Annotated in this window: 32 protein-coding genes; 18 read left to right on the top strand and 14 right to left on the bottom strand. The window is 48.3% G+C overall.

The window, feature by feature from the left end:
- Positions 1 to 10: 10 nt before the first annotated feature.
- From trmD to HMPREF2711_RS05770, 8 genes are all read right to left on the bottom strand, one after another.
- Positions 11 to 760: a tRNA (guanosine(37)-N1)-methyltransferase TrmD gene (gene trmD, locus HMPREF2711_RS05805; RefSeq protein ID WP_070615806.1), complete on the bottom strand. Its 750-nt coding sequence runs from the start codon at positions 758 to 760 to the stop codon at positions 11 to 13.
- A complete protein-coding gene (rimM, locus tag HMPREF2711_RS05800; RefSeq protein WP_070615804.1) occupies positions 760 to 1,269 on the bottom strand; it encodes a ribosome maturation factor RimM in 510 nt (169 codons plus the stop codon). Before rimM ends, trmD begins: the two co-directional genes overlap by 1 nt.
- 15 nt (positions 1,270 to 1,284) lie before the next feature.
- Positions 1,285 to 1,533, bottom strand: a complete 249-nt coding sequence (gene rpsP, locus HMPREF2711_RS05795) for a 30S ribosomal protein S16 (RefSeq protein WP_003684452.1) — start codon at positions 1,531 to 1,533, stop codon at positions 1,285 to 1,287.
- A 75-nt stretch (positions 1,534 to 1,608) separates the two neighbouring features.
- Positions 1,609 to 3,999, bottom strand: coding sequence for a bifunctional acetate--CoA ligase family protein/GNAT family N-acetyltransferase (locus HMPREF2711_RS05790; protein WP_070615801.1), 2,391 nt, complete (start codon positions 3,997 to 3,999; stop codon positions 1,609 to 1,611).
- 55 nt (positions 4,000 to 4,054) lie between these two features.
- On the bottom strand, positions 4,055 to 5,452 hold the full coding sequence (locus tag HMPREF2711_RS05785; protein ID WP_070615799.1) for a HAMP domain-containing sensor histidine kinase: 1,398 nt from the start codon (positions 5,450 to 5,452) through the stop codon (positions 4,055 to 4,057).
- A 15-nt stretch (positions 5,453 to 5,467) separates the two neighbouring features.
- A complete protein-coding gene (misR, locus tag HMPREF2711_RS05780; protein ID WP_003748666.1) occupies positions 5,468 to 6,145 on the bottom strand; it encodes a two-component system response regulator MisR in 678 nt (225 codons plus the stop codon).
- A 206-nt stretch (positions 6,146 to 6,351) separates the two neighbouring features.
- Complete coding sequence (locus tag HMPREF2711_RS05775; RefSeq protein WP_070615797.1) at positions 6,352 to 8,184, bottom strand: PglL family O-oligosaccharyltransferase; 1,833 nt, start codon at positions 8,182 to 8,184, stop codon at positions 6,352 to 6,354.
- Positions 8,181 to 8,537, bottom strand: a complete 357-nt coding sequence (locus HMPREF2711_RS05770; protein WP_070615794.1) for a DUF2069 domain-containing protein — start codon at positions 8,535 to 8,537, stop codon at positions 8,181 to 8,183. Before HMPREF2711_RS05770 ends, HMPREF2711_RS05775 begins: the two co-directional genes overlap by 4 nt.
- Before the next feature lie 218 nt (positions 8,538 to 8,755).
- On the opposite strand from HMPREF2711_RS05770, the gene hisC reads away from it, so the two are divergent.
- From hisC to HMPREF2711_RS05695, 16 genes are all read left to right on the top strand, one after another.
- Positions 8,756 to 9,841 (top strand): histidinol-phosphate transaminase, encoded by a 1,086-nt coding sequence (gene hisC, locus HMPREF2711_RS05765; protein ID WP_070615792.1) that lies wholly within the window; start codon positions 8,756 to 8,758, stop codon positions 9,839 to 9,841.
- A gap of 18 nt (positions 9,842 to 9,859) precedes the next feature.
- Positions 9,860 to 10,816, top strand: a complete 957-nt coding sequence (gene hisB / locus HMPREF2711_RS05760) for an imidazoleglycerol-phosphate dehydratase HisB (protein WP_070615790.1) — start codon at positions 9,860 to 9,862, stop codon at positions 10,814 to 10,816.
- Positions 10,817 to 10,984: 168 nt separating this feature from the next.
- Positions 10,985 to 11,629, top strand: a complete 645-nt coding sequence (gene hisH, locus HMPREF2711_RS05755; protein ID WP_003748657.1) for an imidazole glycerol phosphate synthase subunit HisH — start codon at positions 10,985 to 10,987, stop codon at positions 11,627 to 11,629.
- Positions 11,630 to 11,702: 73 nt separating this feature from the next.
- Entirely contained in the window at positions 11,703 to 12,440 is a 738-nt protein-coding gene (hisA, locus tag HMPREF2711_RS05750) for a 1-(5-phosphoribosyl)-5-[(5-phosphoribosylamino)methylideneamino]imidazole-4-carboxamide isomerase (RefSeq protein WP_003748656.1), read from the top strand.
- Between the two features lie 164 nt (positions 12,441 to 12,604).
- Positions 12,605 to 12,922 (top strand): hypothetical protein, encoded by a 318-nt coding sequence (locus HMPREF2711_RS05745; RefSeq protein WP_003748653.1) that lies wholly within the window; start codon positions 12,605 to 12,607, stop codon positions 12,920 to 12,922.
- Positions 12,923 to 12,962: 40 nt separating this feature from the next.
- The gene (gene hisF, locus HMPREF2711_RS05740; protein ID WP_003748652.1) at positions 12,963 to 13,730 is read left to right on the top strand and encodes an imidazole glycerol phosphate synthase subunit HisF; all 768 of its coding nucleotides are present in this window, start codon (positions 12,963 to 12,965) and stop codon (positions 13,728 to 13,730) included.
- A 51-nt stretch (positions 13,731 to 13,781) separates the two neighbouring features.
- Positions 13,782 to 14,180: a phosphoribosyl-AMP cyclohydrolase gene (hisI, locus tag HMPREF2711_RS05735; protein ID WP_141745660.1), complete on the top strand. Its 399-nt coding sequence runs from the start codon at positions 13,782 to 13,784 to the stop codon at positions 14,178 to 14,180.
- 31 nt (positions 14,181 to 14,211) lie between these two features.
- Positions 14,212 to 14,535, top strand: coding sequence for a phosphoribosyl-ATP diphosphatase (locus tag HMPREF2711_RS05730; RefSeq protein ID WP_003679440.1), 324 nt, complete (start codon positions 14,212 to 14,214; stop codon positions 14,533 to 14,535).
- A 118-nt stretch (positions 14,536 to 14,653) separates the two neighbouring features.
- Complete coding sequence (locus tag HMPREF2711_RS05725; RefSeq protein ID WP_003748648.1) at positions 14,654 to 14,977, top strand: histidine triad nucleotide-binding protein; 324 nt, start codon at positions 14,654 to 14,656, stop codon at positions 14,975 to 14,977.
- Positions 14,978 to 15,018: 41 nt separating this feature from the next.
- A complete protein-coding gene (gene tatA / locus HMPREF2711_RS05720; protein WP_003679438.1) occupies positions 15,019 to 15,222 on the top strand; it encodes a Sec-independent protein translocase subunit TatA in 204 nt (67 codons plus the stop codon).
- A 3-nt stretch (positions 15,223 to 15,225) separates the two neighbouring features.
- Positions 15,226 to 15,888 carry a Sec-independent protein translocase protein TatB gene (gene tatB, locus HMPREF2711_RS05715; protein WP_003748645.1) on the top strand — a complete coding sequence of 221 codons (663 nt, stop codon included), beginning with the start codon at positions 15,226 to 15,228 and terminating at the stop codon, positions 15,886 to 15,888.
- Positions 15,889 to 15,903: 15 nt separating this feature from the next.
- The gene (tatC, locus tag HMPREF2711_RS05710; RefSeq protein ID WP_003748643.1) at positions 15,904 to 16,680 is read left to right on the top strand and encodes a twin-arginine translocase subunit TatC; all 777 of its coding nucleotides are present in this window, start codon (positions 15,904 to 15,906) and stop codon (positions 16,678 to 16,680) included.
- 72 nt (positions 16,681 to 16,752) lie between these two features.
- Positions 16,753 to 16,893 (top strand): nitroreductase family protein, encoded by a 141-nt coding sequence (locus tag HMPREF2711_RS11280; protein WP_231288104.1) that lies wholly within the window; start codon positions 16,753 to 16,755, stop codon positions 16,891 to 16,893.
- A gap of 6 nt (positions 16,894 to 16,899) precedes the next feature.
- On the top strand, positions 16,900 to 17,406 hold the full coding sequence (locus HMPREF2711_RS05705; protein ID WP_003748640.1) for a nitroreductase family protein: 507 nt from the start codon (positions 16,900 to 16,902) through the stop codon (positions 17,404 to 17,406).
- Positions 17,407 to 17,697: 291 nt separating this feature from the next.
- Entirely contained in the window at positions 17,698 to 19,083 is a 1,386-nt protein-coding gene (locus HMPREF2711_RS05700) for a GntP family permease (protein ID WP_003748638.1), read from the top strand.
- Between the two features lie 91 nt (positions 19,084 to 19,174).
- A complete protein-coding gene (locus HMPREF2711_RS05695; protein WP_003748636.1) occupies positions 19,175 to 19,693 on the top strand; it encodes a gluconokinase, GntK/IdnK-type in 519 nt (172 codons plus the stop codon).
- Positions 19,694 to 19,752: 59 nt separating this feature from the next.
- Here HMPREF2711_RS05695 and dtd read toward each other — a convergent pair whose 3' ends face one another.
- The 6 genes from dtd to HMPREF2711_RS05665 form a co-directional block, all read right to left on the bottom strand.
- Positions 19,753 to 20,214 (bottom strand): D-aminoacyl-tRNA deacylase, encoded by a 462-nt coding sequence (dtd, locus tag HMPREF2711_RS05690; RefSeq protein ID WP_003748635.1) that lies wholly within the window; start codon positions 20,212 to 20,214, stop codon positions 19,753 to 19,755.
- A 98-nt stretch (positions 20,215 to 20,312) separates the two neighbouring features.
- Positions 20,313 to 21,077, bottom strand: coding sequence for a peptidyl-prolyl cis-trans isomerase (locus HMPREF2711_RS05685; protein ID WP_003748633.1), 765 nt, complete (start codon positions 21,075 to 21,077; stop codon positions 20,313 to 20,315).
- Positions 21,078 to 21,122: 45 nt separating this feature from the next.
- Positions 21,123 to 21,995 carry a peptidyl-prolyl cis-trans isomerase gene (locus tag HMPREF2711_RS05680; RefSeq protein ID WP_003748631.1) on the bottom strand — a complete coding sequence of 291 codons (873 nt, stop codon included), beginning with the start codon at positions 21,993 to 21,995 and terminating at the stop codon, positions 21,123 to 21,125.
- 51 nt (positions 21,996 to 22,046) lie between these two features.
- Complete coding sequence (locus tag HMPREF2711_RS05675) at positions 22,047 to 22,319, bottom strand: BolA family protein (RefSeq protein ID WP_003748629.1); 273 nt, start codon at positions 22,317 to 22,319, stop codon at positions 22,047 to 22,049.
- The gene (locus tag HMPREF2711_RS05670; RefSeq protein WP_003748627.1) at positions 22,316 to 22,606 is read right to left on the bottom strand and encodes a YciI family protein; all 291 of its coding nucleotides are present in this window, start codon (positions 22,604 to 22,606) and stop codon (positions 22,316 to 22,318) included. The genes HMPREF2711_RS05675 and HMPREF2711_RS05670 overlap by 4 nt, the downstream gene beginning before the upstream one ends.
- Positions 22,606 to 23,139 carry a septation protein A gene (locus tag HMPREF2711_RS05665; RefSeq protein WP_003748625.1) on the bottom strand — a complete coding sequence of 178 codons (534 nt, stop codon included), beginning with the start codon at positions 23,137 to 23,139 and terminating at the stop codon, positions 22,606 to 22,608. The genes HMPREF2711_RS05670 and HMPREF2711_RS05665 overlap by 1 nt, the downstream gene beginning before the upstream one ends.
- Positions 23,140 to 23,492: 353 nt before the next feature.
- Here HMPREF2711_RS05665 and HMPREF2711_RS05655 point away from each other — a divergent pair, with 353 nt between their 5' ends.
- Positions 23,493 to 25,412, top strand: coding sequence for a motility hub landmark protein FimV (locus HMPREF2711_RS05655; RefSeq protein WP_050787155.1), 1,920 nt, complete (start codon positions 23,493 to 23,495; stop codon positions 25,410 to 25,412).
- Positions 25,413 to 25,645: 233 nt separating this feature from the next.
- A complete protein-coding gene (gene truA / locus HMPREF2711_RS05650; RefSeq protein ID WP_003748619.1) occupies positions 25,646 to 26,491 on the top strand; it encodes a tRNA pseudouridine(38-40) synthase TruA in 846 nt (281 codons plus the stop codon).
- Positions 26,492 to 26,700: the final 209 nt, after the last annotated feature.

The raw sequence follows: 26,700 nt of genomic DNA, 5'->3' as shown, positions 1-26,700 counted from the left end.
TTTTCCTAAGTTATGATTGGATTTCCTGTTGCTCTTGCAAGATTTCTTTTAAGAGGCGGGATTCCTTTGGGATTAAACTGCGCTTTTCCAATAAATCGGGTCGGCGCTCTAAAGTGCGTTGTAGCGATTGTTTCAATCGCCACTCGGCAATCAAGCCATGATTTCCTGAACGTAAGACATCAGGAACCATCATGCCTTGGAATTCTACGGGTTTGGTGTAATGAGGACAGTCTAAAAGGCCGTCTGAAAACGAGTCTTGTTCGGCTGACTGTATATCGCCCAATACACCCGGAACCAATCTTAAGACGGCATCCATCAACATCATGGCGGGCAATTCGCCACCCGAGACGACAAAGTCGCCAATGCTGATTTCTTCGTCCACACTGCGTTGCAACAGTCTTTCATCTATGCCTTCATAGCGTCCGCATAGAAGAATAAGATGGGGCAGTTCGGCAAGTTCTGCGGCTTTTTTATGTGTCAGCGGCTGACCTTGCGGACTGAGATAAATTACTTTGGCAGGTTTTGGCGAGTTTGCTTTGGCTTCTTCAATTGCCGCTTGAAGCGGTGGCGCCATCATAATCATTCCCGGGCCGCCTCCGAAGGGGCGATCATCGATATAGCCAAGTTTGTTGTCGGCAAATTTTCGGGGATTAATGGCTTGAAACTGCCAAAGGTTTTGTTTTCTTGCCCTGCCTGTAACGCCGTATTCGACAATGCTGTCGAACATCTCTGGAAAAATGGTGATGGCTTGAATCAGCATCAGTAGTCCAAACCCCAGTCGGCGATAATGGTTTTGCTGTCGGTCTCGACAGATTCGATATAGTTGGAGACGAAGGGAATCAGGATTTGTCCGTGTTCGCCTTTAATCATCAAAACGTCATTCGCACCGGTTTCCATCAGGTTGCTGACTTTGCCGAGGACGATGTTTTCTTTGTTGATGACGGTCATGCCGACTAAATCTGCCCAGTAGTATTCGTCTTCCTCAGTAGGGGCGAATGACTCTCTGGGAATTTCGATGGTATAGCCGCGCAAGGCAAATGCTTGATCGCGATCGTCTATACCTTCAAATTTGACCTGAAGTTCGCCATTGACAATTTTACCTGTTTCAAGCGTGACATTCAGGGTTTTGCCATCCTTGCACAACTGCCACTCTGGGTAGTCCAGCAGGCTGTCGGTGTATTCGGTATTGGCGGCAATTTTAAGCCAGCCTTTAATGCCGAATACGCCTTTGATGTAGCCCATGGCTACCCGTTTTTGAGTGTCTGTCATGGTCGTTTCAGCTGATTAAGCAGCGATTTTTTGCTCTTTAATCAGTTTGGCAACTGCATCGCTAACTTTCGCGCCTTGAGCGACCCAGTGGTTGATGCGGTCTGCGTCGAAACGTACGCGTTCTTGTTTTTCGTTGGCAACGGGGTTGTAGAAACCTACGCGCTCGATGAAGCGGCCGTCACGACGGTTGCGAGAGTCAGTTACGACTACGTTGAAGAAAGGGCGGTGTTTTGAGCCGCCGCGAGCCAAACGGATAACTACCATTTTGAGTCCTTTTGAAAAATGCGGATATATAGAAACCGCTAATTTTAGGATATTTCACACGGGTTATGCAAGTTTTTATTTGTTTTTGTTGCTGTTTTGCCATTCGTTCAAATCGAGGCTTGCTTGATACAGTCCGCGGTCGGTTTCCGATGGGGTAACGGTAAATCCTGATTTTTCAGCGAGTTTGAGCATCGGTGTGTTTTCTTTGAGGATTTCCGCATTCATGGTTTGATAACCTTGCTGTGTGGCAGTTTGGATAATGAGGCTCATCATTTTGCCGGCCAAGCCGGTTTTGCGGGCTTCGGCGGCCAATGTAATGCCGAATTCGCATTCGTTGCGATTGATGCGGCTGTAACGGCTGACTGCGACGATACGGCCGTCTGAAGCGAAGGCGGCCCATGCGCATTCGTTATGGAAATCGGGGCAGGTCAGCCGTGCGAGTGTGGGCTGCGGCAATTCGTTGGTGTGGGTCATGAAGCGCGTATAGCGGTCGGCCGCGGGTAATTGACGGACAAATTTTTGTTTGGCTTCGGCATCTTCAGGCTCTAGTGCGCGAATGTGCAGGGTGTTGCCGTCGGGTAGGGTGAATGTGTCGGTTTGGTTCGGGTAGGGGGCGAGTACGTTTTGTATTTCGGGTGTTTCGGTTTTAGGATGCAGCAGTTCGGACGCGGCTTCGCCGGTGTTGCGTAGAAACTCGGCTGCGGCCGGATTCTTTTGTTGGAGGTAGGCGGCGGCACTTTGCATTTTGGCGGCGGCCTGTTCTAAGGTTTGGACGGCTTTTTTGGGGATTTTGGTTGTTGGCGCGGCTGGTTTTTCCACAATTTCGGGAATGATGGTGCTGCTGTATTGGCTGCCGTTGTAGTTGAGGATGATGTCGCCGATATGCTGGTTGTTGTGGATAAGCGTGTTTAGGGAATGCAGGAATTGATTGAGAACGGAAGTATTGTCAAGTTCTGCAAATTGGCTTAAACGCTGGATATCGAGCGTGGTAAAGGGCGGTAATGCGGCTTGGGTTTGGCCGTTGTAATGGGCGGTAAGGATGTTGCCGTAAATGGGATGACGGCTGAATCGGAATTGAACGGCATTATGCTTTTGGGTTTGGCACGGAGGCAGGTACAGGGCCTCTGCCATCAGGTCGGTTTGACCGGATGCAATGGCTTTATCGATACTTTTGTTTTTAGGCGTTTTCAGACGGCCTGTTTTTGCTGGGGCAGGGGTGTTTTGCGCTTGTTGCAAACAGGCGGTTTGATTGCGGAAATAAAGTGTCAGCAAGGCTTCTTCCGGGGTGTTGAACCGGGTCAGGCCGTCTGAAAAACGATGGCTGATGAGAATGGGCTTGCTGGTTTTTTGTGCTAAGTTATTCAGTGTTTGATGAATACCGTACGCGTCCGGCGTGTCCGACGAAATAATGCCGAGCAGGGCTTGGGTGTGCGGATTTTGCAATTGTTCGAGTGCCAGGCGGTGGATGCGTGCGGGCGTGGGGTCGCTGCCGATGCAGCCTTGTTGGATGGATGGTGCGTCGGTTGGGAGGTTGAGGGTCAATTGGCAGGCATCGGCGGTGCTGCGCAGCCATTCTATCGGCGTATCGGACAAAATAGTGGGATGGGTAATGACGGGAATGCCGGAAAGATGGGCTTTTAAGGCTGCTTCGAGTTCGTTGGTATTGAATACTGGCAGGAAGTTGCAATGGCGGCTGAGGCTGTGTAGGACGGCTTTATCTGTGTCGTCGGTGTAGTGTGTGGACAACAGGATAAGCGGGGTGTGGCGTGCAAAGTGTCGGATGGCGCTGAACAGCTCGCGTTGGTTTTCGGCCGGATTGTAGTGAATGACGGCAACTTTGGTATGGCGGTTGTGGCCGAAGCGGTTGAGCCAGTCGGCGGATGTGGTGGGGCTTAGGTTGTAGTTGAGGCTGATGTGGCGCGATACGCCTTGATGCATTGTGTTCAGCAGATGGTTGATGTTGCGGCTGACAGTGCTGTGGCCGGTGAGTAATGCGATATGGCCGGCCGGATAGTCGGCTTGGGTGCCGATATTGAGATTGAGTGAGGGAAGTTGGACGCCTGCGCTGTTGCACACGCTGATGTTTAATTCGTCGCCGTGATATTTTTGAATGATGGAACGGGCGTTTTTGCAGGATTCGGGCGGCAGGTTTTCCCAATCTTGGATCAGGATAATGTGGCGCAGGCCTTTTTTGCGGCAGGCTTTGAACAGTGTGTCGTAATGGTCGTGCGGGATGACGGCAACAACTAAGTCGGCCTGGCCTGGAATTTTGCTGAGGCTGGAGTAGGAGGGGAGGCCGGCGACGCTGCTGTGGCGGAGATTGACGGGCGTGATTTTGCCTTGATATGAGGAACCGAGCAGGTGGCTGAAAATGCGTTCGCCAAGGCTGTGCGGACGTTCGCTGGCGCCGACAAGGATGATGTGTTCGGGCATGAAGAAGTAGCCGGTTTGGACGGTTGCATTCATGATGGTTCCTTATTTGTGTTTTGGGCCGTCTGAAGAGTTTCAGACGGCCTTATTTTTAGGCTTCTTTTTTGTCTCCGGCTTTCTTTTTGGGAAGGATGAAACGCATCCTCAGGCCGTTGGGTTTGATGTTTTCAGCAATGATTTTGCCGCAGTGCTGTTCCATAATGTGTTGCGTCAAGGCAAGCCCCAAGCCGGTGCCGGGTTTGTGTGCGCTGGAGTCGGCACGATAAAAGGCGGTAAAAATATGCGGAAGCTGCATTTCATCGACACCCGGGCCGTTGTCGGTAACATCGATAATCCAGTTTTTGCCGTCTTGTCCGATATGGGCTTGAATGGTGCTGCCTTCCGGACTGTAATTGATGGCATTACGGATAACGTTGTCAAAGGCGCGGTACAGATAGCCTTCGTTGGCACTGATCACGGCATTTTCAGGGATTTTAGGGTCAATGCTCAGGGTAACGCTTTGATTGTTTTGGTGGGCAATGCTTTGGTTGTCCTCAATCAAGTTGGTCAGGAACGGAACGAGTTTGAGGTTTTCTTTTTCCAAAGGAATATTGGAGGTCTCCAGGCGGGAGAGGGTCAATAATTCACCTACCAAAGTATCCATACGCACCAATTCGCCTTCAAGCCGCTTGAGGTATTGCTCTTGTTTTTGCGGCTGAGATTGAATCAGGCCGACAATTGCCTGCATGCGCGCCAGCGGCGAACGCATTTCATGAGAAACGTGGTGGAGCAAATGACGCTCTTTGGCCACAAGTTTTTCCAATTTTTCGGCCATTTTGTCGAACTGTACGGCAAGGTGGGACAATTCGTCGTCTCGGTCGTCAACCTGCTGGGAAATGCGTGTTTCGAGTTCGCCGTTGGCTACCCTGTCCATACCGCCGCCGAGAATTTTAATGGGCTTGGTGATGTTGTTGGCAAGGATATATGCCATCAAGAGGCCGACGATGATGATGAAAGACAGAATGATAAATTCGTGCCAAATCGGCGAAAGCGGCAGGCCGGGAATGAAAAGCGGGCTGGGTAGGCGTTGGGCTTGATGGTTGTCCCAGCCTTTAATGAAGAAGAGGTATTCTTCGCCGAAACGGTCGTATTCAATGTGGGCTAAATCGGATTCGGGATTGTTGATGGCAAAGATGCGGGCGCGTTCGATGGACAGGCTGTCGATGTTGCGGCCTAAAATATCTTTTTTATCGTCGCCGGTAATCACATAAACGGCATTGGAAACCGGATTGTTTTTCCATTCTGAAAGAATTTCGCGCGCACCGCTGTCTCCGCGCGAGTTGAACGCGGAGATGATGCTGCTCATCAATGTGGTTTCGATGGTGCGGCGTTGGTTGAATTGGTTTTCGGCGAGGGTGTTTTGTACCAGCCAAAATGAAAAACTCGCCACAAAGATTGCGCAGACGATGACTGCGCAAAATGTGGCGAAGATGCGTTGAAACAGTTTCATTGATCTGTTTAATCTTTAGTTTTTAACAAACAGGTAGCCTAAGCCGCGTACAGTTTGAATCAGGGAAGCATCGCCCAATTTGTGGCGGATGCTGGAGATGTGTACGTCGATGCTGCGGTCAAATTTAGCCAGTTTGCGGTCGAGTGCCTCGATAGACAGGGTCTCTTTGCTGACGACTTGTCCGGCGTGGCGCATTAAAACTTCGAGCAGGTTGAATTCGGTGCTGGTCAATTCGAGCGGAGTATCTTTGATGCTGGCTTGGCGTTTGGCCGGGTACAAAACGACGTCGCTGACAGAAATGCTGTTAGGCGCGTTGTTTTGTTCGTTGCTGTGTTGCGCACGGCGCAAGATGGCGTTGATGCGGGCCAAGAGTTCGCGCGGTGTGCATGGTTTCGGAACATAATCGTCCGCACCCATTTCCAGACCGATGATGCGGTCGATATCGTCGCCTTTCGCGGTCAGCATGATGATGGGTACGGTGCTTTGGGTGCGTACGTTTTTCAGTACGTCCAAACCGTTCATTTTAGGCATCATGGAGTCTAATACGACGACATCGTATTGTCCGGTCAGAATTTCTTGAACGCCGGCTTCACCGTCGGGAACGCTATGAACGTTGAGGCCTTCGGCAGTCAGGTATTCGGTCAGCAATTCGGTCAAGAGAGCATCGTCATCTACGAGTAATACGCGACTCATGGAATTTCCTTTTCGTGATTGTATGCGCCGCGGTACTAAATGGCAGTACGGCGCTTAAAATAGAGTTGTGTTCAATCTTAACATGCAATCTGCTTTTGTTGATAGCGTAATTTTCTGTGCTTTTGCGCTTTTTTGCATAGAAACTCGCTGCTCTTTACATTTTCAGACGGCCTGTAAGGACAAACTGACAATTGGGTGTGTTTTGTTCAGGGTTTGTCGCATGATTGGGCGGTTTGGTGTTTCGGTGCGTTGATGAAATCTTTGCAATCGGACAAAAGTTTGGGCAGCAAGGGGGCGAATGCCGGGTGGCTGCGTATTTTGTCGGCGTAGAAATACATCATATAAGGGTAATAATATTGCATTGCCTGCATCCATTGCGCACCTTCTTCTTTTTTATCTTGCCGGTAGAGGTAGAGGCCGACTTGGTAGGCGCTGGAGTAGGGGCGGTAGGTCAGGGCTTTGAGTGCGGCTTCTTCCGCCCACGGACGGATGTAGGCATCGGTCGGGTCGGCACGTTTGCTCAAGCTCAAATCGGCGTAATAGGCAAGCATGGGGCTTTCTTTGGAAAGTCGTTGCAAGCCGTCGATTTTGTTTTGAACCGTTTGCTGATCATCGGTTTTCCCTACACGGCTATATTGGGTCAGATTTTGATATTCCCAGCTGAGGTTTGCTATGCCGATTAAAATCGATAAAGCAGCTATACCGCCTGTCCACTGTCTGATTCGGGTAGATAAAGGGCCGTCTGAAACATCTTTCGGATAAGAGGGTGTCAACGACAGAATCAGGCTGAATACGGTGAGGAAGTAGATATACCAAAGCGGATATTCAAGCATGCTGTGGCAAAGGCTGACGGCGGCGGCAGTCAGTAAAAACAGCGAGGCCGGTGTTTGGTTGCGGCCCAACAGTCGCCACACGGCTGCAAGCAGGGTTAAGGCTGCGAGCAAGGTGCCGGCAATGCCCATTTCGGACAATAACTGCATAACGATGTTGTGCGAATGGGTGAACAGTACGCCAAGGATGTTGTTGGGGAAGTATTGTTGTTGGGCATTGATCAGGAAGGTTTGCTGGGCAAAGCTGTTCCAGCCGTGGCCGAACCAAGGTGCGGATTGAAAGGCAATCCATGCTTTGCTCCATTCGATTTGGCGCATGGAACCTTCAAAACCGCTGGTGCCTGCGCGTTCGACAGCGGTTTCGTATTTGACGTTGCCAAACAAGTCCAACAGGCTGCCCATACCGAATTGGAAAGCGGCGGCCAGGATGGCGGTCAGGAGAAAAATGCACAGTGCGCGTTTGTGTTGGAAACGGGTACGCCAAAACCATAACGGCGTAATCAGGAATAGGGCGGCAATGTAGCCTAAGATGGTGCGCGAGTTGACAAGGCCGAGGGTTGCGGTCAAAGCCAATACGAACAGAAAACCTGCTGCATTGGACATTTTGCGTGCCGTCCATAAATAGGACGCCGCCAAAATGCCCCACATTAAATAATGTCCCAAGTGGTTGCGCTGGCCGAGTTGGCCGTTTACGGTGCCGTTGCTTCGGGCAATAATGCCGTTCAACCATTCTACGTTGGACCAGCCTTTAAATTGCAGCCAGACGATGGCGGCCTGTATGGTGGCCCCTATCAATAAAGACCAAGCAAAGATGCTGACGATGCGTTCCTGTCCGTAAGCTGCTACCCAGCCGCGAACCGACCATGCGCCCAGTGCCAAAATGACAAAGGTCCAGGCAGTGATGTCGCTCATACCGGGGTAGGTGGAATGCATGAAGCGCGCTTGGAGCGACCAAAATGCAGCCATGGCAAACAAACCGATACTGAGTGCGGGAAGACGGATATTCAGCAGGCCTTTGTGTGCGCTAATCAATGTCAGTACCAATGAACCGCTCAGTGAAATGGCTTCCAGATAAAAGCTGGGCAATGGGCCGACTCGGTAGAGTGAAAGAAAAGGGATGGCGCAAATCCAAATAAAGCTGAGCCATAAAGGCCAAAAGGTTTTCACTGAAGATTGGGTCAGGCCGTCTGAAAGTGTGTGGTAGGTCATTTTGATGTGTGTTTTTGTTGTTTGATAAATGCAAGGCAGCCGAGGAAAAAGGCAATGCACAATAATACGGAAATAGCGGCGCAAATCCGGCTGGCGAGAGCCGTGTCTGCCAGGCGCATACAGGCTTCGGCAAAGTAAATCAGAATCAGCATGGAGCTGTATTGGTAAGTGTAGATGCGTTTTTTCAAAATGCCGGTCAACGGCAGGCACAAAGGCAGGGCTTTCAGTGCCAGCCATGAGCCGCCTTCGCGCAATGGCGCGATCCATAATTCCCATGATAAGGAAAGCAAAATCAAAAGGATAAGGCTTATGGAAGTTGCAAGATAAGGTAACGGGGAGCGTGTATTGTTCACGATATAAAGGGCGTAAGCCGTACTGGAAAACTCGAAATTATACCGCTAAAAATGCGGGGGAAGCCAAGAATATTGCTTAAGGATATTCAAGAAAGAATTTATTGTTTTTCTTTAAATTAATGAAACTTTATCCTGTTTTATAGTCTTATTAATATATTTATCAAATAAAGATTGTGCTATTATTATAGACGCTTTATCTTAAGGAGGATAAGAAAACCATGAATCGCGTTGCTGACGTTATCCGTGATGATATTAAAGTAATGACAGCTTATCAGGTTGCCGATTTGCCGGAAGGTTTTATTAAGTTGGACGCCATGGAGTGTCCGCATCATCCTTTCGCCGGATATGAATCTTTGTTGTCAGAATGGGCGGATATAGTAAAAGAAGCCCCGATTCATTTGTATCCTCATACGGCCAAGAGCGGGATTTATGAAGAATTAAGGGAAGTCTTCGGTATTCCCGGCAAGGCGGAAATCGCATTGGGCAACGGCTCCGACGAGCTTATCCAGTTTTTGACCATGCTGGTTGCCAAACCCAATGCGTGTGTATTGGGTATTGAGCCAAGTTTTGTTATGTATCGTCATAATGCCGCGCTTTATGGCATGGAATATGTCGGCGTTCCCTTAAATCCGGACTTCACTTTAAATCTTTCTGCCGTTTTGTCCGCGATTGAGCAACATCAGCCGTCATTAATTTTTATTGCCTATCCCAATAACCCTACCGGCGTGTGCTTTAAACGAGAAGAAGTAGAGGCGGTTGTTCGCGCGGCAACCGGCATTGTGGTCGTTGATGAGGCATATGGCGCATTTCATCATGACAGTTTCCTTCCGTGGGCGGGAGAGGTTGAGAATCTGGTCGTAATGCGTACCATCAGCAAAATCGGCTTTGCCGGATTGCGGATGGGGTATGCGGCGGCAAGCCCGGGCATTATTGGAGAGCTGGCTAAAATCCTGCCTCCTTACAATATGAATCAATTGAGTTTGGCGGCGGCGAAATTCTCATTGAAACATCATCCAATTATTCAGCAAAACATTGATACATTGAAAAACGAGCGTTCGCGTGTAATGAATGAATTGTTGAAATTAAACCGTTTGCAAGTTTTTCCGAGCGAAGCCAACTTTATTACCGTTCGCGTTCCTGATGCGGACGGACTGTTTGAAACATTGAAGCAAAACCGCATACTGATTAAAAAACTGCATGGCAGCCATCCGCTTTTGGATCAGTGTGTCCGCATAACCATAGGCTCGGCAGCGCAAAATGATGCCGTCTTGGCCGTTATTAAAAACCTTTACCCCAATCTTTGATTTCAAGGAACTATTATCATGAACAAAGCTCAACTGCATTTGACCAATTTTCTGTTACTGGTTGAAGAAGCCGGCTCATTGACCAAGCTTGCACGTGCGTGCGGTTATGAAAACTCCGCCTCTCTGTCTCAGCTCAAACGCCGTTTGGAACAACAAGCAGGCGATGAGTCTGCGCGCGGCATCCGTCCGAGCCTGGCTGCGAAGTTGGAATCCGGTATGCACAAACGCAAAGGCTGGCTGAACCGTGATCACAGCAAAGACCAAGAAAAAGCAGCAGCGGTTGAAGCGGTGCGTTTGGAAAAACAAACCGCCGAAGCGGCAGATGCCGGTGTTTCGACCGAGGGCCGTTTTGTTACCGTTACCCGCAATACCAGCGAAACCCAAATTACTGTCAGCCTCAATCTTGATGGTAGCGGCAAATACCGCTTGGATACTGGCGTTCCTTTCCTTGAGCATATGCTTGCCCAAGTAGCACGTCACGGTTTGATTGACTTGGATATTACCTGCAAAGGCGATTTGCACATTGACGACCATCACACCGTTGAAGACATCGGTATCGTATTGGGTCAAGCCCTGAAACAAGCGCTTGGCAATAAAGCCGGCATTACCCGTTACGGCCATGCTTATGTTCCACTGGATGAGGCGTTGAGCCGTGTGGTCATCGACCTTTCCGGCCGCCCCGGTTTGGTATACAACATCGACTTTACCCGCGCCCTGATCGGCCGTTTTGACGTCGATTTGTTTGAAGAATTTTTCCACGGCCTTGTGAACCACAGCATGATGACCTTGCACATCGATAACTTGAGCGGCCGTAATGCGCACCATCAAGCCGAGACCGTTTTCAAAGCCTTCGGCCGCGCCCTGCGCATGGCAGTCGAATACGATCCGCGCATGATTGGTCAAACGCCTTCTACTAAAGGCACGCTGAGCGAAGAATCTGTTCAAGAAGAAGCGGAAGCCGCATCAGAAGAATAAGGCAGCGTTTGAATGAATAAAGGCCGTCTGAAACCGATTGGAATTTCAGACGGCCTTTATTATTCATCTTGTATGGTGGCAATATTTTGTTTTAAACCATCTTTTGCTACAATCATTCTTATTATTATATTAATCATTAAATGTTTTCAGACGGCCTGAGGAGAAGCAATGAAAGTAGCGATTGTCGATTATGGAATGGGAAACCTGCACTCAGTATTGAAATCTGTTCAGGCGGCGCAGGTCTTATCCAATCAAAATGCCGAAATTTATCTGACTTCGCGCCCTGAAGAGGTGATGGCGGCAGATAAGGTTATCTTTCCGGGGCAGGGTGCCATGCCGGACTGTATGTCTGCGCTGAAGGCAAGCGGTTTGGGCGAGGCAGTTTCAGACGGCCTGAAAAACAAGCCGTTTTTTGGAATTTGCGTAGGTGCGCAATTATTGTTTGAACACAGCGAAGAAGGCGATACAGATGGTTTGGGTTGGTTTGAAGGTCAAGTAAAACGGTTTTTGCCCAATCAAACCGATGCACAGGGAAGCCGTCTGAAGGTGCCGCATATGGGCTGGAATACAGTACGTCAAACCCGTCAGCACCCTTTATTTCAAGACATTGGGCAGAACGAGTATTTTTATTTTGTTCACAGCTATTATTTTGCGCCGAAAAATGAAGAGATTGTTTTAGGCGTCAGCGAATATCCGAATGAATTTGCCTGCATTGTCGGTAAGGATAATGTGTTTGCCACACAGTTCCACACGGAGAAAAGCCATCAGGCAGGATTGCTGCTGCTGCGTAATTTTTTAAATTGGCAGATTTGAGGCTTTTAACATAAATCTGCTAAAAATCGCTAATTTGTGTAAAATATACTGAAGTTGAGTAGAGGAGAAAAAAATGCTGTTGATACCTGCCATTGATTTGAAGGAAGGACACTGTGTCCGCTTGAAACAAGGTTTGATGGAGCAGGCGACGGTGTTTTCCGATTCGCCGGCAGAGATGGCTTTGCATTGGCGCAACCAAGGTGCACGCCGTTTGCATTTGGTTGATTTGAACGGCGCATTCGCAGGCGTTCCTCAAAATTTTCCGGCGATTAAAGAAATTTTGGCCGCCGTAGCCAAAGATATTCCGGTACAGCTTGGTGGCGGTATCCGTGATTTGGGCACCATTGAAAAGTATTTGGATTTGGGGCTGACCGATGTGATTATCGGTACGGCCGCAGTAAAAAATCCTGAATTTGTGCGCGAAGCATGCAAGGAATTTCCGGGGCAGATTATTGTCGGCCTGGATGCCAAAGACGGTATGGTGGCGATAGACGGTTGGGCAACGGTAACGGAACATCATGTCGTCGATTTGGCCAAGCGTTTTGAAGACGATGGCGTCAACAGCATTATTTATACCGATATCGGCCGCGACGGCATGATGAGCGGCGTGAATATCGAGGCTACCGTCAAATTGGCCCAATCAGTGAATATCCCGATCATTGCGTCCGGCGGCTTGACGAATTTGGACGATATCCACGCATTGTGTGCCGTTGAAAAAGAGGGTGTGAGCGGTGCGATTACCGGCCGCGCAATTTATGAGGGAAGTATTGATTTCGCACAGGCACAAAAACTGGCCGATTCTTTGGCTTAAATGTGTCGGATTATGCGGATAAGACCTTGCAGGCCATTAAAACGCAGCGGCTGACGCAGCACACAAAAATGCACTCAAAGAGATTGACTGTATAGGTCATGGGTTTATATCTGTTTGAAATAATTATAAAAACAACCCAATCGATATTTTATTAAGGGATTAGTATGCTTGAAGCATTTGTTTTGGGTTTTTGGATTATCTGGTCATCCGATCGCGAAGTGTATCCGCTAAGCGAAAGTTTGTGGTTTACACTGATTGCAGTGATACTGCGACAGCTGACGGCGTTTGATTTGCCGATTATCGATACCTATTGGATGATTTTCAATGGGATAGTGTGGGCATTTGCCGGTTTGATTTTTTCCATCGTCGGTCGCATCGACAGTAATTTCATCATCTCCTGCGTTTTGGCAATGATAGCGGGGATTGGTTATTTTCAGCTGTTGCAACATTTGCCGGATTGGTTGGGCAAATTTTTGGCCTGACGGTTTCAGACGGCCTGAGAACGGATAAGAGGTATTGAGTATGGCATTGGCAAAACGAATTATTCCTTGTCTGGATGTAAAAGACGGTCGCGTGGTAAAAGGTGTCAACTTTTTGGGTTTACGCGATGCAGGCAATCCGGTTGATGTTGCCAAACGCTACAACGATGAAGGCGCGGATGAGTTGACCTTTTTGGACATCACTGCCTCCAGCGACAATCGCGACACTATTTTGCACGTTATTGAGGCAGTCGCATCACAAGTTTTTATTCCATTGACAGTCGGCGGCGGTGTGCGTACGGTTGCCGATATCCGCCGCCTGCTCAATGCCGGTGCCGATAAGGCCAGCATCAATACGGCCGCTGTAACCAATCCTGATTTGGTCAACGAAGCGGCCGGTTTTTTTGGTTCTCAGGCGATTGTCGTTGCCGTGGATGCCAAAGCGGTCAACCCTGAAAACACCCGTTGGGAAATCTTTACCCACGGCGGACGTAATCCGACCGGTTTGGATGCGGTGGAATGGGCTGTCGAAATGCAGCGGCGCGGTGCAGGCGAGATTTTACTGACCAGCATGGACCGAGACGGTACCAAGCAAGGTTTCAACCTGCCGTTGACACGCGCGGTCAGTGAAGCGGTCGATATTCCGGTCATTGCTTCCGGCGGCGTCGGTTCGGTTCAACACTTGGTGGACGGTATTAAAGAAGGGAAGGCTGATGCGGTATTGGCTGCCAGTATTTTCCACTTTGGCGAAGCGAGTATCCGCGAAGCAAAACTGGCCATGCGCGAAGCAGGAATCGAAGTGCGTTTGTGATTGCTACCCAAGCCGTCTGAAAAATATGGGAGAAAAACACGAATGTCGAATATAAACGAAACGCTGCTGAATGCCGTAAAATTTGATGAAAAGGGCTTGGTTTGCGCGATTGCCCAAGATTGGCAGACACACCGTGTGCTGATGGTTGCCTGGATGAACGCAGAAGCCCTGCAAAAAACCGTAGAAACCGGTTTTGCCCACTATTACAGCCGTTCCCGCCAAAAACAATGGATGAAGGGCGAAGAGTCCGGGCATACGCAAAAAGTACACGAATTGCGCCTGGATTGCGATGGCGATGCAGTGGTTATGTTGATTGAACAAAACGGCGGCATTGCCTGTCATACCGGGCGTGAAAGCTGCTTTTACAAAGTTTGGCAAGAGGGCGCATGGCAGACAGTGGATGCCGTGTTGAAAGACGAAGAAGCAATTTACGGACATAAACATCCTTAAGGCCGTCTGAAAGAAATAAGAGAAACCGACCATGACCGATACCATCCTTACCCAAATTCAAAACGTCATCGATTCGCGCAAAGGCGGCGATCCCGATGCTTCTTACGTTGCCCAACTGTTGCACAAAGGCGAAGACAAGATTCTGAAAAAAGTCATCGAGGAAGCGGGTGAAACCTTGATGGCCTCTAAAGATGGCGGCGGCGAACATTTGGTTTACGAAGTGGCGGATTTGTGGTTTCACACCATGGTTTTATTGGCGCATCACGGATTGCGCGCCGAAGATGTGGTCAACGAGCTTGCGCGCCGTCAAGGTTTGTCGGGATTAGTGGAAAAAGCTTCTCGCAAAGAATCTTGAATTTATATTACAATCCCGTATTTGACCTGTTTCAGAATCCGTCTTTTGGGGCAAAAACGATTTCACTTTGTTTAGCGAAACCCGTTACGCCCGTTTTCAGACGGCCATTGGAGCCATTATGGATAATTGTATTTTCTGCAAAATCGCCGCCAAAGATATTCCGGCACAAACCGTTTACGAAGACGATGAGATGCTTTGTTTCAAAGACATCCGTCCTGCCGCGCCGGTACATCTGCTGCTGATTCCGAAAGTACACTTCGATTCACTGGCACACGCCACTGCCGAACATCAAACCCTGTTGGGTAAAATGATGTTGAAAGTCCCTCAAATCGCCCAAGAGGCAGGTTTGACCGACGGTTTCAAAACCCTGATCAACACAGGCAAAGGCGGCGGACAGGAAGTCTTCCACCTGCATATCCATATTATGGGTACGCCCGCATAATTATTATCTCTTTTTAAATTAAACAAATTCAAGGATTTATCATGGGTAGCTTCTCTCTCTGGCACTGGATTATCGTACTGATTATCGTCGTTTTGGTATTCGGTACCAAAAAATTGCGCAACGTCGGCAAAGACCTCGGCGGCGCAGTGCATGACTTCAAACAAGGCCTGAACGAAGGTACAGACGGCAAAGATGCCAAAAAAGACGAAGTCATCGAACACAAAAAAGACGAAGACAAAGCATAATCCATGTTTGATTTCGGTTTGGGCGAATTGCTGCTGGTCGGCGTTGTTGCCCTGATAGTGTTAGGCCCCGAACGTCTGCCGCAAGCCGCGCGCACGGCCGGGCGTTTGGTCGGTAAATTGCAAGGCTTCGTCAACAACGTCAAGCAGGAGCTCAATACTCAGGCTGAGTTGGACGAATTGCGCAAAGTCAAGCAGGAATTTGAAGCTGCCGCTTCGGAGTTTCGCGATGGTATTAAAGACTTGGGCGACGATGCACAAAAGAATCTGAATGATATTTCAGACGGCCTCAAGCCGTGGGAGCGCCTGCCCGAACAAAAAACGCCAGCTGATTTTGGTGTGGACGAGTTCGGTAATCCTCTGCCTGATTTGGCGCCAAGCAGCACTGAAAATGAAAGTGCGGCCCAAGTTCCTGAAGAGGGTGGGGCAGCGCAAACTCAAGAGCCTGTCGGGGCTGAAAATGCCGAGTCCGAGCAAGACCGTGCTTGGCGTGAGTATTTGACCGCATCGGTTTCCCCCGCTCCGGCGGTTGAAGTCAGCTATGTCGAAGCTCCTGCCGCCGATGTTCCTCCGCTGCATACGACATCTCTGCGTAAGCAGGCGATGAGCCGCAAGCGCGATATGCGCCCGAAATTCCACGCCAAACCCAAACTGCGCGTCCGTAAGTAAAAAGTGAGTCAACCGGTGTCCGAACCTCAACACGAACAACCCGTCCAACCGCTTATCGAGCATCTTCTCGAGCTGCGCCGCCGCATGATGTGGATCGTCATCGGCATCGTCGTCTGCTTCTTGGGCATGATGCCGTTTGCCCAGCAGCTCTATACTTTTGTTGCCGAACCATTGATGGCCAATCTGCCTAAAGATACCAGCATGATTGCGACCGATGTGATCGCGCCGTTTTTTGTGCCGGTCAAGGTTACCTTGATGGCGGCGTTTCTGCTGTCGTTGCCACACACGCTGTATCAAGTCTGGGCGTTTGTCGCCCCGGCCTTATACCAAAACGAAAAACGTTTGATTACGCCGCTGGTGTTGTCCAGCGTAACGCTTTTCTTCGTCGGTATGGCGTTTGCCTATTTTCTGGTGTTTCCCGTTATTTTCAAATTCTTGGCCGGTGTAACCCCTGTCGGCGTCAATATGGCGACCGATATCGACAAATACCTGTCCTTTATTTTGGGCATGTTTGTCGCATTCGGTACGACGTTTGAAGTGCCTGTTGTTGTGGTGTTGCTTGCCAAAATGGGCATTGTTTCGACCGCTCAGCTTAAGAACGCCCGTCCGTATGTTATCGTGGGTGCGTTTATCGTGGCCGCAATCATCACGCCGCCTGACGTAATTTCCCAAACCCTGCTTGCCGTTCCGCTGATTCTGCTCTATGAAGCAGGCATTTGGTTCAGCCGCTTTGCCAAAGTGAAAACGCAGCAGGAAGATGAAGATACACCGCAGCCGCCGGCGGAAATTTGAGAATAAAGGCCGTCTGAAGGATTTTTCAGACGGCCTTTGTGTTTATGACAGTTTTAAATTTTAAGGAACAACATGATGAATGTTCAGGATATCGTACAAAAACGTTACAGCACCAAATCTTTTGATGCCTCCAAAAAAATTTCAGCCGAAGATTTTGCCCAAATCGAAGCGGCACTGCGCTACAGTCCTTCCAGCGTCAATATCCAACCTTGACATTTTGTGATTACAGATAATGAAGCAGGGAAAGCACGGGTAGCCAAATCTGCAGAAAATTTTCCGTACAACCTGCCCAAAATCATCAACGCTTCTCATGTAATCGTATTTGCGGCGCGGGTGCATGCCGATGAGGACTATTTGGCAGGCGTGTTGGAACAGGAAGATAAAGCCGGACGTTTTGCTACGGCCGAAAATAAGCAAATGGGCGATAATGCGCGCCGCACTTTCTTGGGTATCCACCGCGACCAAATGCAAGACGAAACCCAATGGTTGTCGAGACAAGTTCATATTAATTTGGGCTTTACCCTGTTTGCCGCCGCGGCCTTGGGTGTGGATGCCGTTCCGTTGGAAGGGGTGGATATGGCTGTTTTGGATCAAGAATTTGGTTTGGCTGAAAAAGGTTATCGTGCTGTTGCCGTTGTTGCATTGGGCTATCGCGCCGAAGATAATTTTAATGCCAAATTGCCGAAATCACGTTTGGAAAACAAGGTAATTTTTACTAAGGTATAACTGAGGGGCTTGGTTTCAGATCATTGAAAAAGCCATCTGTTTCTATCTTATTGAGAAGCATAATGTCAGGCCGTCTGAAAATAAACTACTTTTCAGACGGCCTTTTTATTGTTCTTGTTTTTCTTTGTCCTCCTTATTTTCAAGCATCTTACAAAAAGGGTTTGGAAAAATAGGTGCTTATATTTTGGCCGGATTTAGCCGTACGATTTCATGGGTAAATGTGTTATCGTATTCATATATGTTAAAAAACATTAATAAATTTGTATTTTTCTTACAGAGAAAGGCTTCAAAATGGATGGATGGACTCAAACGCTGAGTGCCGGTACCTTGCTCGGTATTGCGGCGGCAGCAATTTTGCTGATTTTGATTTTAATTGTGAAACTGCGTGTTCATGCTTTGCTGACGCTGGTATTGGTCAGCCTGCTGACTGCTATCGTAACAGGCCTGCCTATGGGTAGTATCGTTAATGATGTGTTGGTCAAAAATTTTGGCGGCACGCTCGGCAGCGTGGCGTTGCTGGTCGGTTTGGGCGCAATGCTCGGCCGTTTGGTGGAAACTTCCGGCGGTGCCCAGTCTTTGGCGGATGCGCTGATTCGGATTTTTGGTGAAAAACGTGCGCCGTTTGCCTTAGGCGTGGCTTCTTTGATTTTCGGTTTTCCGATTTTCTTTGATGCCGGCTTGGTGGTGATGTTGCCGATTGTGTTTGCAACGGCACGCCGCATGAAGCAAACTGTTTTGCCCTATGCGTTGGCATCTATTGGCGCATTTTCCGTCATGCACGTCTTCCTTCCGCCTCATCCCGGCCCGATTGCCGCTTCTGAATTTTATGGTGCAAATATTGGTCAACTGCTGATTTTGGGTTTGCCGGTTACCTTGATTACTTGGTATTTCAGCGGCTATTTATTGGGTAAAGTTTTGGGTCGCAGCATTCATGTGCCCGTTCCTGATCTGCTCAGCGGCGGTACGCAAGATAACGACCAACCGAAAGCGTCTGCAAAAGCATCTACAGTCATCGGCATTATGCTGATTCCTATGTTGTTGATTTTCTTGAATACTGGTTTGTCTACTCTGATCAGCGAGAAAATGGTCAGTGCGGATGAAGGCTGGGTGCAGTTTGCACGAATGCTCGGTTCGACACCGATTGCTTTGCTGATTTCTGTTTTGGTGGCCCTGTATGTATTGGGCAGCAAACGTGGCGAAAAAGCCAGCGCTTTGGAGAAAACCATCGATGGCGCATTGGGCCCGGTTTGCTCGGTTATTTTGATTACCGGTGCAGGTGGTATGTTCGGCGGCGTATTGCGTGCTTCCGGTATCGGTAAGGCTTTGGCCGACAGCATGGCTGACTTGGGTATTCCTGTTTTACTGGGCTGTTTCTTGGTGGCTTTGGCTTTGCGTATTGCGCAAGGTTCTGCGACTGTTGCCCTGACTACCGCTGCCGCATTGATGGCACCGGCCGTTGCGGCGGCAGGTTTCAGCGATTGGCAGATTACTTGCGTGGTATTGGCGACGGCAGCGGGTTCCGTCGGTTGCAGCCACTTTAACGACTCAGGCTTCTGGCTTGTCGGCCGTCTGTTGGATATGGATGTGCCGACGACCTTGAAGACATGGACGGTCAACCAAACACTTATCGCACTCATCGGTTTTGCTTTATCGTCAGTGTTGTTTATCTTGGTTTAATCGAAAACGGCCGGCGGATAGTGTTTTTGAGATAACACAATCCGCCTGTTTTCAAATACCGTTAAAATCCAGATAAACAAGGAGTAGAAAAATGACGACACATTTTGTCATGATGGGTGTGTGCGGTTGCGGTAAAACCACGGCCGCACTCTCGTTGCAAAAATATCTTGATCAATGTCCCTATGCCGAAGGCGATGATTTCCATACTCAAGCCAACCGCGACAAAATGGGTGCCGGTATTCCGCTGACGGACGAAGACCGCTATCCTTGGCTGGGCAATTTGCGTGACTGGATGACAGAGCAGGCAAAAAACGGGGAAAAATATTCCATCGTTACTTGTTCCGCACTCAAGCATCACTATCGCGATATTCTGCGTGGTGCGGAAGGGAAGGTGGCTTTTATCCATCTGACTCCGCCTCAAGCAATCAATCTAGAGCGTATGCTGTCGCGTCAGGGGCATTATATGAAAGCCGGAATGCTGGATTCGCAGCTGGAGATTTTGGAAGAGCTGGGTGCGGATGAGTACGGAGTTAAAATCGACAATCCGGGTTCGCCTGAAGCCGTTGAGGCAGATATTGTGAACTGGGTAAAAGCGCAAGGCTTGATTTAGTGATGATTAGAAATGCAAAGGCCGTCTGAAATCTTTCAGACGGCCTTTTTTGATGGGATTTAGAATGTTTTTTGCGAATCAAGCAATAAGGTAACCGGCCCGTCATTGCAAAGAGAAACCTGCATATGGGTTTGGAATCTGCCGGTTTCGACAGTCAGTCCATGTTCGCGCAAAAGTTGCGCGGTATATTGATAGAGTTTATCCGCTTGTTCGGCAGGGGCGGCATTGGAGAAGGACGGACGGCGGCCGCTGCGCGCATCGGCGTAAAGAGTAAATTGGGAAACCAATAATATCGAGCCGCCGACATCTTTGAGCGATAAATTTAATTTGCCGTTTTCGTCTTCAAAGATACGCAGGTTGGCGGTTTTGTCCGCAATGTATTTGGCGTCTGCTTCCGTATCGGCGTGGGTAACACCGAGCAATATCATAAATCCGTTGTCGATTTTGCCGCAGGTTTCGCGGGAGTTTTCGGACAAAACGTCAACTTTGGCTTGGGTAACTTTTTGAATAACGGCGCGCATGATGTTTTTGAATAAAAAAAGTTTGTAAAAAAGGGCGTAAAAGACACGCCCTTTGGTTTGGAGTATGGTTTCAGACGGCCTGAAACCATTGAATCAATTTACGGATTAATGCCGTTTTCTTTTAAGATGCGTTCGATCTGATTATTAACTTTTTGCTGTTTGACAGCTTGGGCAATTTGGTTGCGTACCAGCTCGAAAGGTTCGGCATTCGGATCATGCTCTACTGCACTGAGTTTAAACAGATAAAAACGGTTTTCCATCTGAATCGGCTCATGCGTTACGTCGCCTCGGGTCATGTCGGCAAAAGCAACGGCCAGTTGGGGAGGAAGCTGTTGCGGAGAAATGAAGCCGTCGAATTTTTGTTCGGGGTTGGGATAGCGCTTCATCAGCTCTTCGAATGACAAGCCTTTGAGCAGCAGTTCTTGCGCGGCGCGTACTTCGTCGGCTGAGGCAAAGCTGACTTGTTGCAGCTTGATAATGCGTGTTTGCTGGTCGTAGAAACGGCGCAACTCGGCATCGTCAACTGCGGTTTGACGTTCTAGATAAACAGCGTATTGGTTGGCATAGAACTCAGCTTCAACGTTTTTGAATTGATTCTGCACTTCCGCATCTTTGTCCAAACCAGCTTTAAAGGCTTCATTTTTCAAGATTTCCAAAGTCTGCAAGCGTGTAACCACATCTTTGCGGATTGCCTGACCATCGGGTTTGGCAGTCTGGTTGGGATGCTGGTCGGCCTGTCTCAATACTTCGGCAACCATGCTGTCGATGCGGGCAGGATCGATATCAGGCGCTTTGGCGGTTGCCAAACCGATCGTTGACAGGGTAAGGATGGCCAAAACGGCAGTTTTGGGCTTGATGTTCATGTGGATTCCTTATTGCCCGCCGCTATAAACGGCGGGCACGTTATATTATTTGTTGACTTTGATGCTGGCTTTTTTCAGCAATGATTGAATGGCCGCATTGACACGGGCACCCTGTAAATCGCTGCCAATCTCGTTTTTAGAGGCTTCATAAGAAGGAACGGTAACGTTACGGCGGTCATTGACGTAGAACACGGCATACAGATTACCGTTTTGCAGCGGCGTTTTAGTGTGCGCGCCTTTTTTCAGGTCTTTGACGGCTTCATAAAGCGGAGGTGCTGATTCTTGCAAATCTTTGAGCGGAACATAAGCTTTAGGGATGCCGCCGGCTTTTTTGGCTGCTTCATCAATTGAATATTGGTTCAATACCGAAACAAAGCTTTTTTTCGCGTCCAAGTCGGCAATGGCTTTTTGGGCATTGCTGTTGCTGTCGGTTACGATTTCACCCAGTTGGACTTCTTGGGTGCCTTTATAGAAGTTGCTGAAATCGTTGTAAGCGGCTTTGACATCTTTTTCTTGAACAGGAAATTGGCGGATAATGTGTGCCGCGAAAGCTTGGCCTAGCAAGTCATTTTCAAAAGCCGCCCATTCGGTTTTGAATGTAGGCTTTTTATCCGCTCCTTGCTTGGCGGCATCGGCACGTGCTTGCTCCAGTGCCGCTTTGAATTCAGCGCTTTGATCCAACTTTAATTTTTTGGCTTCTTGGGTAACCACAGTGCTGATAACTTGACGTTCAGTCAGCATTTGACGCAATTCAGGCGTATCTTGAATGTTCGGGTTGCTGGCGCGTACGGAAGCAACTTGGTCATCGATAACGCTGCTGTCGATGGCTTGACCGTTGACGGTAACCAAAGTTTGGGCAAACAGAGTGCCGGAAGTCAGAGCGAGCATCAAGGCTGAAGCAAAGTAGGTTTTTTTCATCGTATTTCTCTTCTAAATTAATGATTGGAAATCAAAGTTTGGGCGGTAATCTTAATGGAAGTATTCATCCGGCGTGGCTGCTTTGATGCTGAGCGCATGAATCAGGCCGTCTGAAAACAAGTCTTGTAAAAGCTGCTTAATCATACGTTGCCGTTGGAGGCGGCCGATATTTTCAAATGCGTTGCTGACCACCAATATCGCATAATGCCCGCCGCCTTTATTGCCGGCATGGCCGGCGTGCAGATGGCTCTCATCTTCAAAATCGAAGAACTCAGGCTCAAGTGCCTGCAGGCGTTCTTCAATCATTTGACGCATATTGCTCATTTGAACACGGCTTTAAAGGGTTTGATCAAGACTTCGGCGTATACGCCGGCATCGACGTAAGGGTCTTGTTCGGCCCATTCTTGTGCGGCGTCCAAAGACTCAAATTGAGCCACAATCAGGCTGCCGGAGACGCGTTCCGGATTATCCGGCAGGGGATTGGGGCCGGCAGTCAGCAGACGGCCTTGCGCTTTCAATTCTTTCAAACGTGCCAAATGCGCGGGGCGTGCCGCCATGCGTGCTTCGTGGACATCTTCGGCATCAGTGGCCAAAAGCATGAAATATTCCATTATTGATCCTCCTTAGGCTGGAAACGCATCAGATACATGCCCTGTGCGATAGAAAAAATGATTGTGAAACCCAATGTGCCGAACAATTTGTAATTGACCCATTGGTCTGGAAAATACGTAAAGACAAAGAGATTGGCAGCCCCCATAAAAATCAGGAAGCCAATCCATGCATAAGTCAGGCGCGTCCATACAAAATCAGGAAGCTGCATTTCTTTACCCATCACGGCTTTTAGCCCGTTTTTACCGGCAAGATGACTAAACAGCATGACGATCGCGCCGATCCAAAACAGAACGGTCGGTTTCCACATGATGAAGCGGTTGTCTTTCAGTAAAATCGTTGCACCGCCAAAAAAGACAATCAAAATCAGGCTGATCCATTGCATGGTGTCCAGTTTGCGGTGTTTCCAAAAGGTCAGCGCAGCTTGGGCAATGCCAACTATAACCGCAACAGCCGTTGCGGCAATCATGTCTTTGGTGATGATGTATGTAATGAAAAATAAGAATACGGCGAATAAGTCGCTCAAAACTTTCATATGTTAATGATGAAACTAATTGAGTAAATGCTAATCATACAGGCAGATGTGTTTTTTTGCACCTTCCCTCATGACTTTAATGCCGCATATATTTATATAAAATATTTGTTTTGGGTCGGAGAAATTTGTAAAAAAGAAACACAAGCATGCAAAAGTAATAGATTTACCAAGGAATTTCAGGCTGAATGGCCTGTATTGCTTGGCAGAAATGGGTTAAAAATATATCATGACGTAATATCTAGTAAATATATGGTTAAATGCGCGCACATTGGTCAGTACCATAATTTCCGAACAGGGGATCAGTTTTGAAAAAACATCACAATATTAAATTAATTACAGCTTCTATCGCTTTGATGACATCGCTCGGTGCTTCAGCAGGTTTGGGCGGCTTGAATGTCCAATCTCATCTGGGCGAACCTTTTACAGGCAGTATTACCGTAACAGGCGAGGAAGCCCAGGCTCTGCTTAACGGCGGCAAGGCCACTATTTCAAATGGCAATTTGCGTGCGGCAGTACGCAAATCAGGCGATAAGGCAGTCGTTACGATTCGTTCTTCCAAAGCCATTAAAGATCCTGTTTTGGTTTTCCAAGTAGGTGTCGGCGCGCAATCGCGTGAATACACTGCCATCATTGATCCGGCCGGATACGACGCTAAAGATGCGGCATCCGTCCGCACCCGTCAGGCTGCCGAATCCCAATCCTTCGAGCCGACACGCAATGCCCAACAGCCTGCAACAAAAAATAATAAAGCAGCAGGCAATCAGGTAGCTCAAGTGCGTAAAGATGTGCAACGTAAGGCTGAGAAAAAACAAGTTCAGACGGCCTCTGCTAAAAACGATATGGCCGTACGTTCAGGCAGACAGCATTTGGTGCGTACGGGTGAAACCCTGATTGCCATTGCGTCCAGCATCCGTCCGCAAGGTATGACCTTGGATCAAACCATTCAAGCGTTGGTTAATGCCAATCCGGATGTGTTTATTGATAACAATGCCAACCGTATGTTGGCAGGTAAAGTGCTGAATATCCCGAGCCGTAGTGAGTTGCAACGCTTGGCTGCATCTGCGCCTGTTAAAGCCGATACGGCGCCGGAAAAAGGCAATGAAGCCGCCAATGCGACAGAAGCTAAAACAGAAAAACCTGTTACTCCGCCTGATGCTCAGACTGAAACTCAGGTTAAAGATGCCGGCGCAAATCTTCAGCAACAGGAAGAAGTGAAACAAGCTTCAGCTGCGCAAACAGAGCAAGCAGCATCTGCGGCTGTCAATGAAAATGCAGCATCAGCAGCTCCTGCTTCTGATGTTCAAGATGTTATGGCTTCCGATAATCAAGAGAATGTATTGGCTTCAGAACCTGTTGCTACGACTGATTCTGCTGCAGAGCCGGCAGAGAGTGAATCAGACGGCAATTTGTGGAAATGGCTGTTGGCAGGCGGTGCAGCCCTTATTGCTGCTTGGCTGTTGTTGAGAGCTGCCGGTAAACGTAAAGACGAACCGAAAGCCGAGTCTGTAAGTCGTAAGGGTGAAGAAAAGCCTGTACAGAAAAGTGTTGCTGCTTCAGCCGCTGCTGCGGTTGTCGCAAGCAAAGTAATGCCGTCTGAAAAAACTCAAGAAGGTTTGCTTGTCGAAGATGATTTTGAAGATGATATCGTTATCAATGAAGTAGAAGAATCTTCCAATGTTGACGATGTCAAACTCGACTTGGGTAAAATTGACCATAGTCAGGCAGGCATTCTTTCCAGTGCGGTAACGCATGATGCAGAAACAGAGCAACGCCGTCATGCGGATTGGGACAATATTGAGTCGACAGAAAGCGTGTACGAGCCTGAGCCGGAAAATCCGTATCAGCCGGTATCTGTTGTTATGCCTGAGCGAAATGAAGAGCCGCTAGAGTTTACAGTAGAAACGCCTGAAAATTCAGACGACCATGTGCTGCCATTTGATGTCAAGCAAGATCAGGACGTGCAAATTCAAGAAACCAAAGAAGAAGCAGAGAAAAAAGAAGCTGCTTCCGAGTTTGTGATTGAAGAAGGTGCATTGGAATGGGAAGCTGAAGATGTTTCAGTGGCTGCCGATAAAAGCAATAGCGAAAGAGGCTTTGTTTCAGAATCAGTCGGTATGACTGCTCCGCTCGAGGCTAAATATGATTTGGCTAAGATGTATATCGAGATTGGTGATCCTGAGGCAGCCCGAGAAACATTGCAAGGGCTGATTGAAGAAGCTGAAGGCGATATTCTGCATAAAGCCCAAAAACTGATGAAAGAACTTGGCGCATAAGTGTCAGTCAAATGAAGATGCCGTTTCAGACGGCATCTTTTTTATGGTAAATTAAAAGATGAGATTTGGGCCGAATCCATTTTTAGATATGACAGTATTGCATGGCAGTTCTATATGGTGAACGAAGATAAAGGCCGTCTGAAATACATGATGAGAGGCGTGTGATGATCACGCCTTTTAATATTTGTTATTTGAGCGTGGACAACAATATCAATTTATAAGAAGTATCAAAAATGACCGAACAAACGAATACAACAGGAAGTTCCGTTCAGCGTTGGGCTTTAACCCTCTCTTATGACGGAAGCCGTTTTTATGGTTGGCAAAAACAGGCCGGAGACCTGCCGACTGTTCAGACGGCCTTAGAGCAGGCATTAACTTCAATAGCAGGAGAGCGGATTAATACGATTGTTGCGGGAAGGACGGATACGGGCGTGCATGCGACAGCTCAGGTTGTACACTTTGATACATCTGTAAGCCGTCCGGAGCAAGCGTGGGTGCGTGGAGTCAATGCGCATTTGCCTGACGGTGTGGCTGTATTGCTTGCACAAAAAGTTGCACCGCATTTCAATGCCCGATTTGATGCTTATGGCCGGCATTACCGTTATTTACTGGAGTCATCTCCGGTTCGCTCTCCGTTGTTAGTCGGCAGGGTGGGGTGGACGCATTTGAAATTAGATTTAAATCTAATGAGGCAGGCTGCTGCCTTATTGGAGGGTGAACATGACTTTTCTAGCTTTCGAGCGGCCGAATGTCAGGCGAAATCCCCTATAAAGACACTATATAGTACAAAGATTAGTGGAACTTCTCGTTATCTGTGCCTTGATTTGCATGGGAATGCATTCTTACATCATATGGTACGCAATATTATGGGGGCATTAGTGTATGTGGGTAGCGGCAGAATCAGTGTAGATGAGTTTGAGTCGGTCTTTCACGCAAAAAGTAGATTGATGGCTCCGCCAACTTTTATGTCTGATGGCCTGTATTTAACCGGTGTTGACTATCCTGGTGAATTTGGCGTGACGCAACTATCTCTACCCGAGTGGATGAGTGTTCTGGGTAATGGTTTTCAGACGGCCTGACTGCGGACTGTTGGTATAAAAGCAACAAAATAGCGTGATTGATGTGTAAATTAATAAAGTGTTGTAAAAATGCACAATTGGTTTTAAAAGAAATTTATCATTGATTTTAAATAATAAATTTCCTTTTTTTAGGCTGTGTTTGCCTTTGCTGGGTTTCAAGGGTGGTGGGGGTGGATTGAATAAAGTTTGTTTTTTTAGAGAGGAGCAAT

Source organism: Neisseria sp. HMSC070A01 (assembly GCF_001810165.1).
Taxonomy (GTDB): Bacteria; Pseudomonadota; Gammaproteobacteria; order Burkholderiales; family Neisseriaceae; genus Neisseria.
The sequence above is the reverse complement of the archived record's forward strand: the minus strand, read 5'-3'. Positions and strand labels throughout refer to the sequence as shown.

What these genes read in the sequence shown, in the direction of transcription:
- hisH (WP_003748657.1), top strand. Translation starts at nt 10,985, where the DNA reads ATGAAAGTAGCGATTGTCGATTATGGAATGGGAAACCTGCACTCAGTA.
- rimM (WP_070615804.1), bottom strand. Translation starts at nt 1,269, where the DNA reads ATGACAGACACTCAAAAACGGGTAGCCATGGGCTACATCAAAGGCGTA.
- tatA (WP_003679438.1), top strand. Translation starts at nt 15,019, where the DNA reads ATGGGTAGCTTCTCTCTCTGGCACTGGATTATCGTACTGATTATCGTC.
- truA (WP_003748619.1), top strand. Translation starts at nt 25,646, where the DNA reads ATGACCGAACAAACGAATACAACAGGAAGTTCCGTTCAGCGTTGGGCT.
- HMPREF2711_RS05680 (WP_003748631.1), bottom strand. Translation starts at nt 21,995, where the DNA reads ATGAAAAAAACCTACTTTGCTTCAGCCTTGATGCTCGCTCTGACTTCC.
- HMPREF2711_RS11280 (WP_231288104.1), top strand. Translation starts at nt 16,753, where the DNA reads ATGATGAATGTTCAGGATATCGTACAAAAACGTTACAGCACCAAATCT.
- HMPREF2711_RS05725 (WP_003748648.1), top strand. Translation starts at nt 14,654, where the DNA reads ATGGATAATTGTATTTTCTGCAAAATCGCCGCCAAAGATATTCCGGCA.
- hisA (WP_003748656.1), top strand. Translation starts at nt 11,703, where the DNA reads ATGCTGTTGATACCTGCCATTGATTTGAAGGAAGGACACTGTGTCCGC.
- trmD (WP_070615806.1), bottom strand. Translation starts at nt 760, where the DNA reads ATGCTGATTCAAGCCATCACCATTTTTCCAGAGATGTTCGACAGCATT.
- HMPREF2711_RS05655 (WP_050787155.1), top strand. Translation starts at nt 23,493, where the DNA reads ATGACATCGCTCGGTGCTTCAGCAGGTTTGGGCGGCTTGAATGTCCAA.
- hisF (WP_003748652.1), top strand. Translation starts at nt 12,963, where the DNA reads ATGGCATTGGCAAAACGAATTATTCCTTGTCTGGATGTAAAAGACGGT.
- HMPREF2711_RS05695 (WP_003748636.1), top strand. Translation starts at nt 19,175, where the DNA reads ATGACGACACATTTTGTCATGATGGGTGTGTGCGGTTGCGGTAAAACC.
- rpsP (WP_003684452.1), bottom strand. Translation starts at nt 1,533, where the DNA reads ATGGTAGTTATCCGTTTGGCTCGCGGCGGCTCAAAACACCGCCCTTTC.
- HMPREF2711_RS05670 (WP_003748627.1), bottom strand. Translation starts at nt 22,606, where the DNA reads ATGGAATATTTCATGCTTTTGGCCACTGATGCCGAAGATGTCCACGAA.
- hisC (WP_070615792.1), top strand. Translation starts at nt 8,756, where the DNA reads ATGAATCGCGTTGCTGACGTTATCCGTGATGATATTAAAGTAATGACA.
- HMPREF2711_RS05675 (WP_003748629.1), bottom strand. Translation starts at nt 22,319, where the DNA reads ATGAGCAATATGCGTCAAATGATTGAAGAACGCCTGCAGGCACTTGAG.
- HMPREF2711_RS05745 (WP_003748653.1), top strand. Translation starts at nt 12,605, where the DNA reads ATGCTTGAAGCATTTGTTTTGGGTTTTTGGATTATCTGGTCATCCGAT.
- HMPREF2711_RS05685 (WP_003748633.1), bottom strand. Translation starts at nt 21,077, where the DNA reads ATGAACATCAAGCCCAAAACTGCCGTTTTGGCCATCCTTACCCTGTCA.
- hisB (WP_070615790.1), top strand. Translation starts at nt 9,860, where the DNA reads ATGAACAAAGCTCAACTGCATTTGACCAATTTTCTGTTACTGGTTGAA.
- dtd (WP_003748635.1), bottom strand. Translation starts at nt 20,214, where the DNA reads ATGCGCGCCGTTATTCAAAAAGTTACCCAAGCCAAAGTTGACGTTTTG.
- tatB (WP_003748645.1), top strand. Translation starts at nt 15,226, where the DNA reads ATGTTTGATTTCGGTTTGGGCGAATTGCTGCTGGTCGGCGTTGTTGCC.
- HMPREF2711_RS05790 (WP_070615801.1), bottom strand. Translation starts at nt 3,999, where the DNA reads ATGAATGCAACCGTCCAAACCGGCTACTTCTTCATGCCCGAACACATC.
- HMPREF2711_RS05775 (WP_070615797.1), bottom strand. Translation starts at nt 8,184, where the DNA reads ATGACCTACCACACACTTTCAGACGGCCTGACCCAATCTTCAGTGAAA.
- HMPREF2711_RS05785 (WP_070615799.1), bottom strand. Translation starts at nt 5,452, where the DNA reads ATGAAACTGTTTCAACGCATCTTCGCCACATTTTGCGCAGTCATCGTC.
- HMPREF2711_RS05730 (WP_003679440.1), top strand. Translation starts at nt 14,212, where the DNA reads ATGACCGATACCATCCTTACCCAAATTCAAAACGTCATCGATTCGCGC.
- HMPREF2711_RS05665 (WP_003748625.1), bottom strand. Translation starts at nt 23,139, where the DNA reads ATGAAAGTTTTGAGCGACTTATTCGCCGTATTCTTATTTTTCATTACA.
- HMPREF2711_RS05700 (WP_003748638.1), top strand. Translation starts at nt 17,698, where the DNA reads ATGGATGGATGGACTCAAACGCTGAGTGCCGGTACCTTGCTCGGTATT.
- misR (WP_003748666.1), bottom strand. Translation starts at nt 6,145, where the DNA reads ATGAGTCGCGTATTACTCGTAGATGACGATGCTCTCTTGACCGAATTG.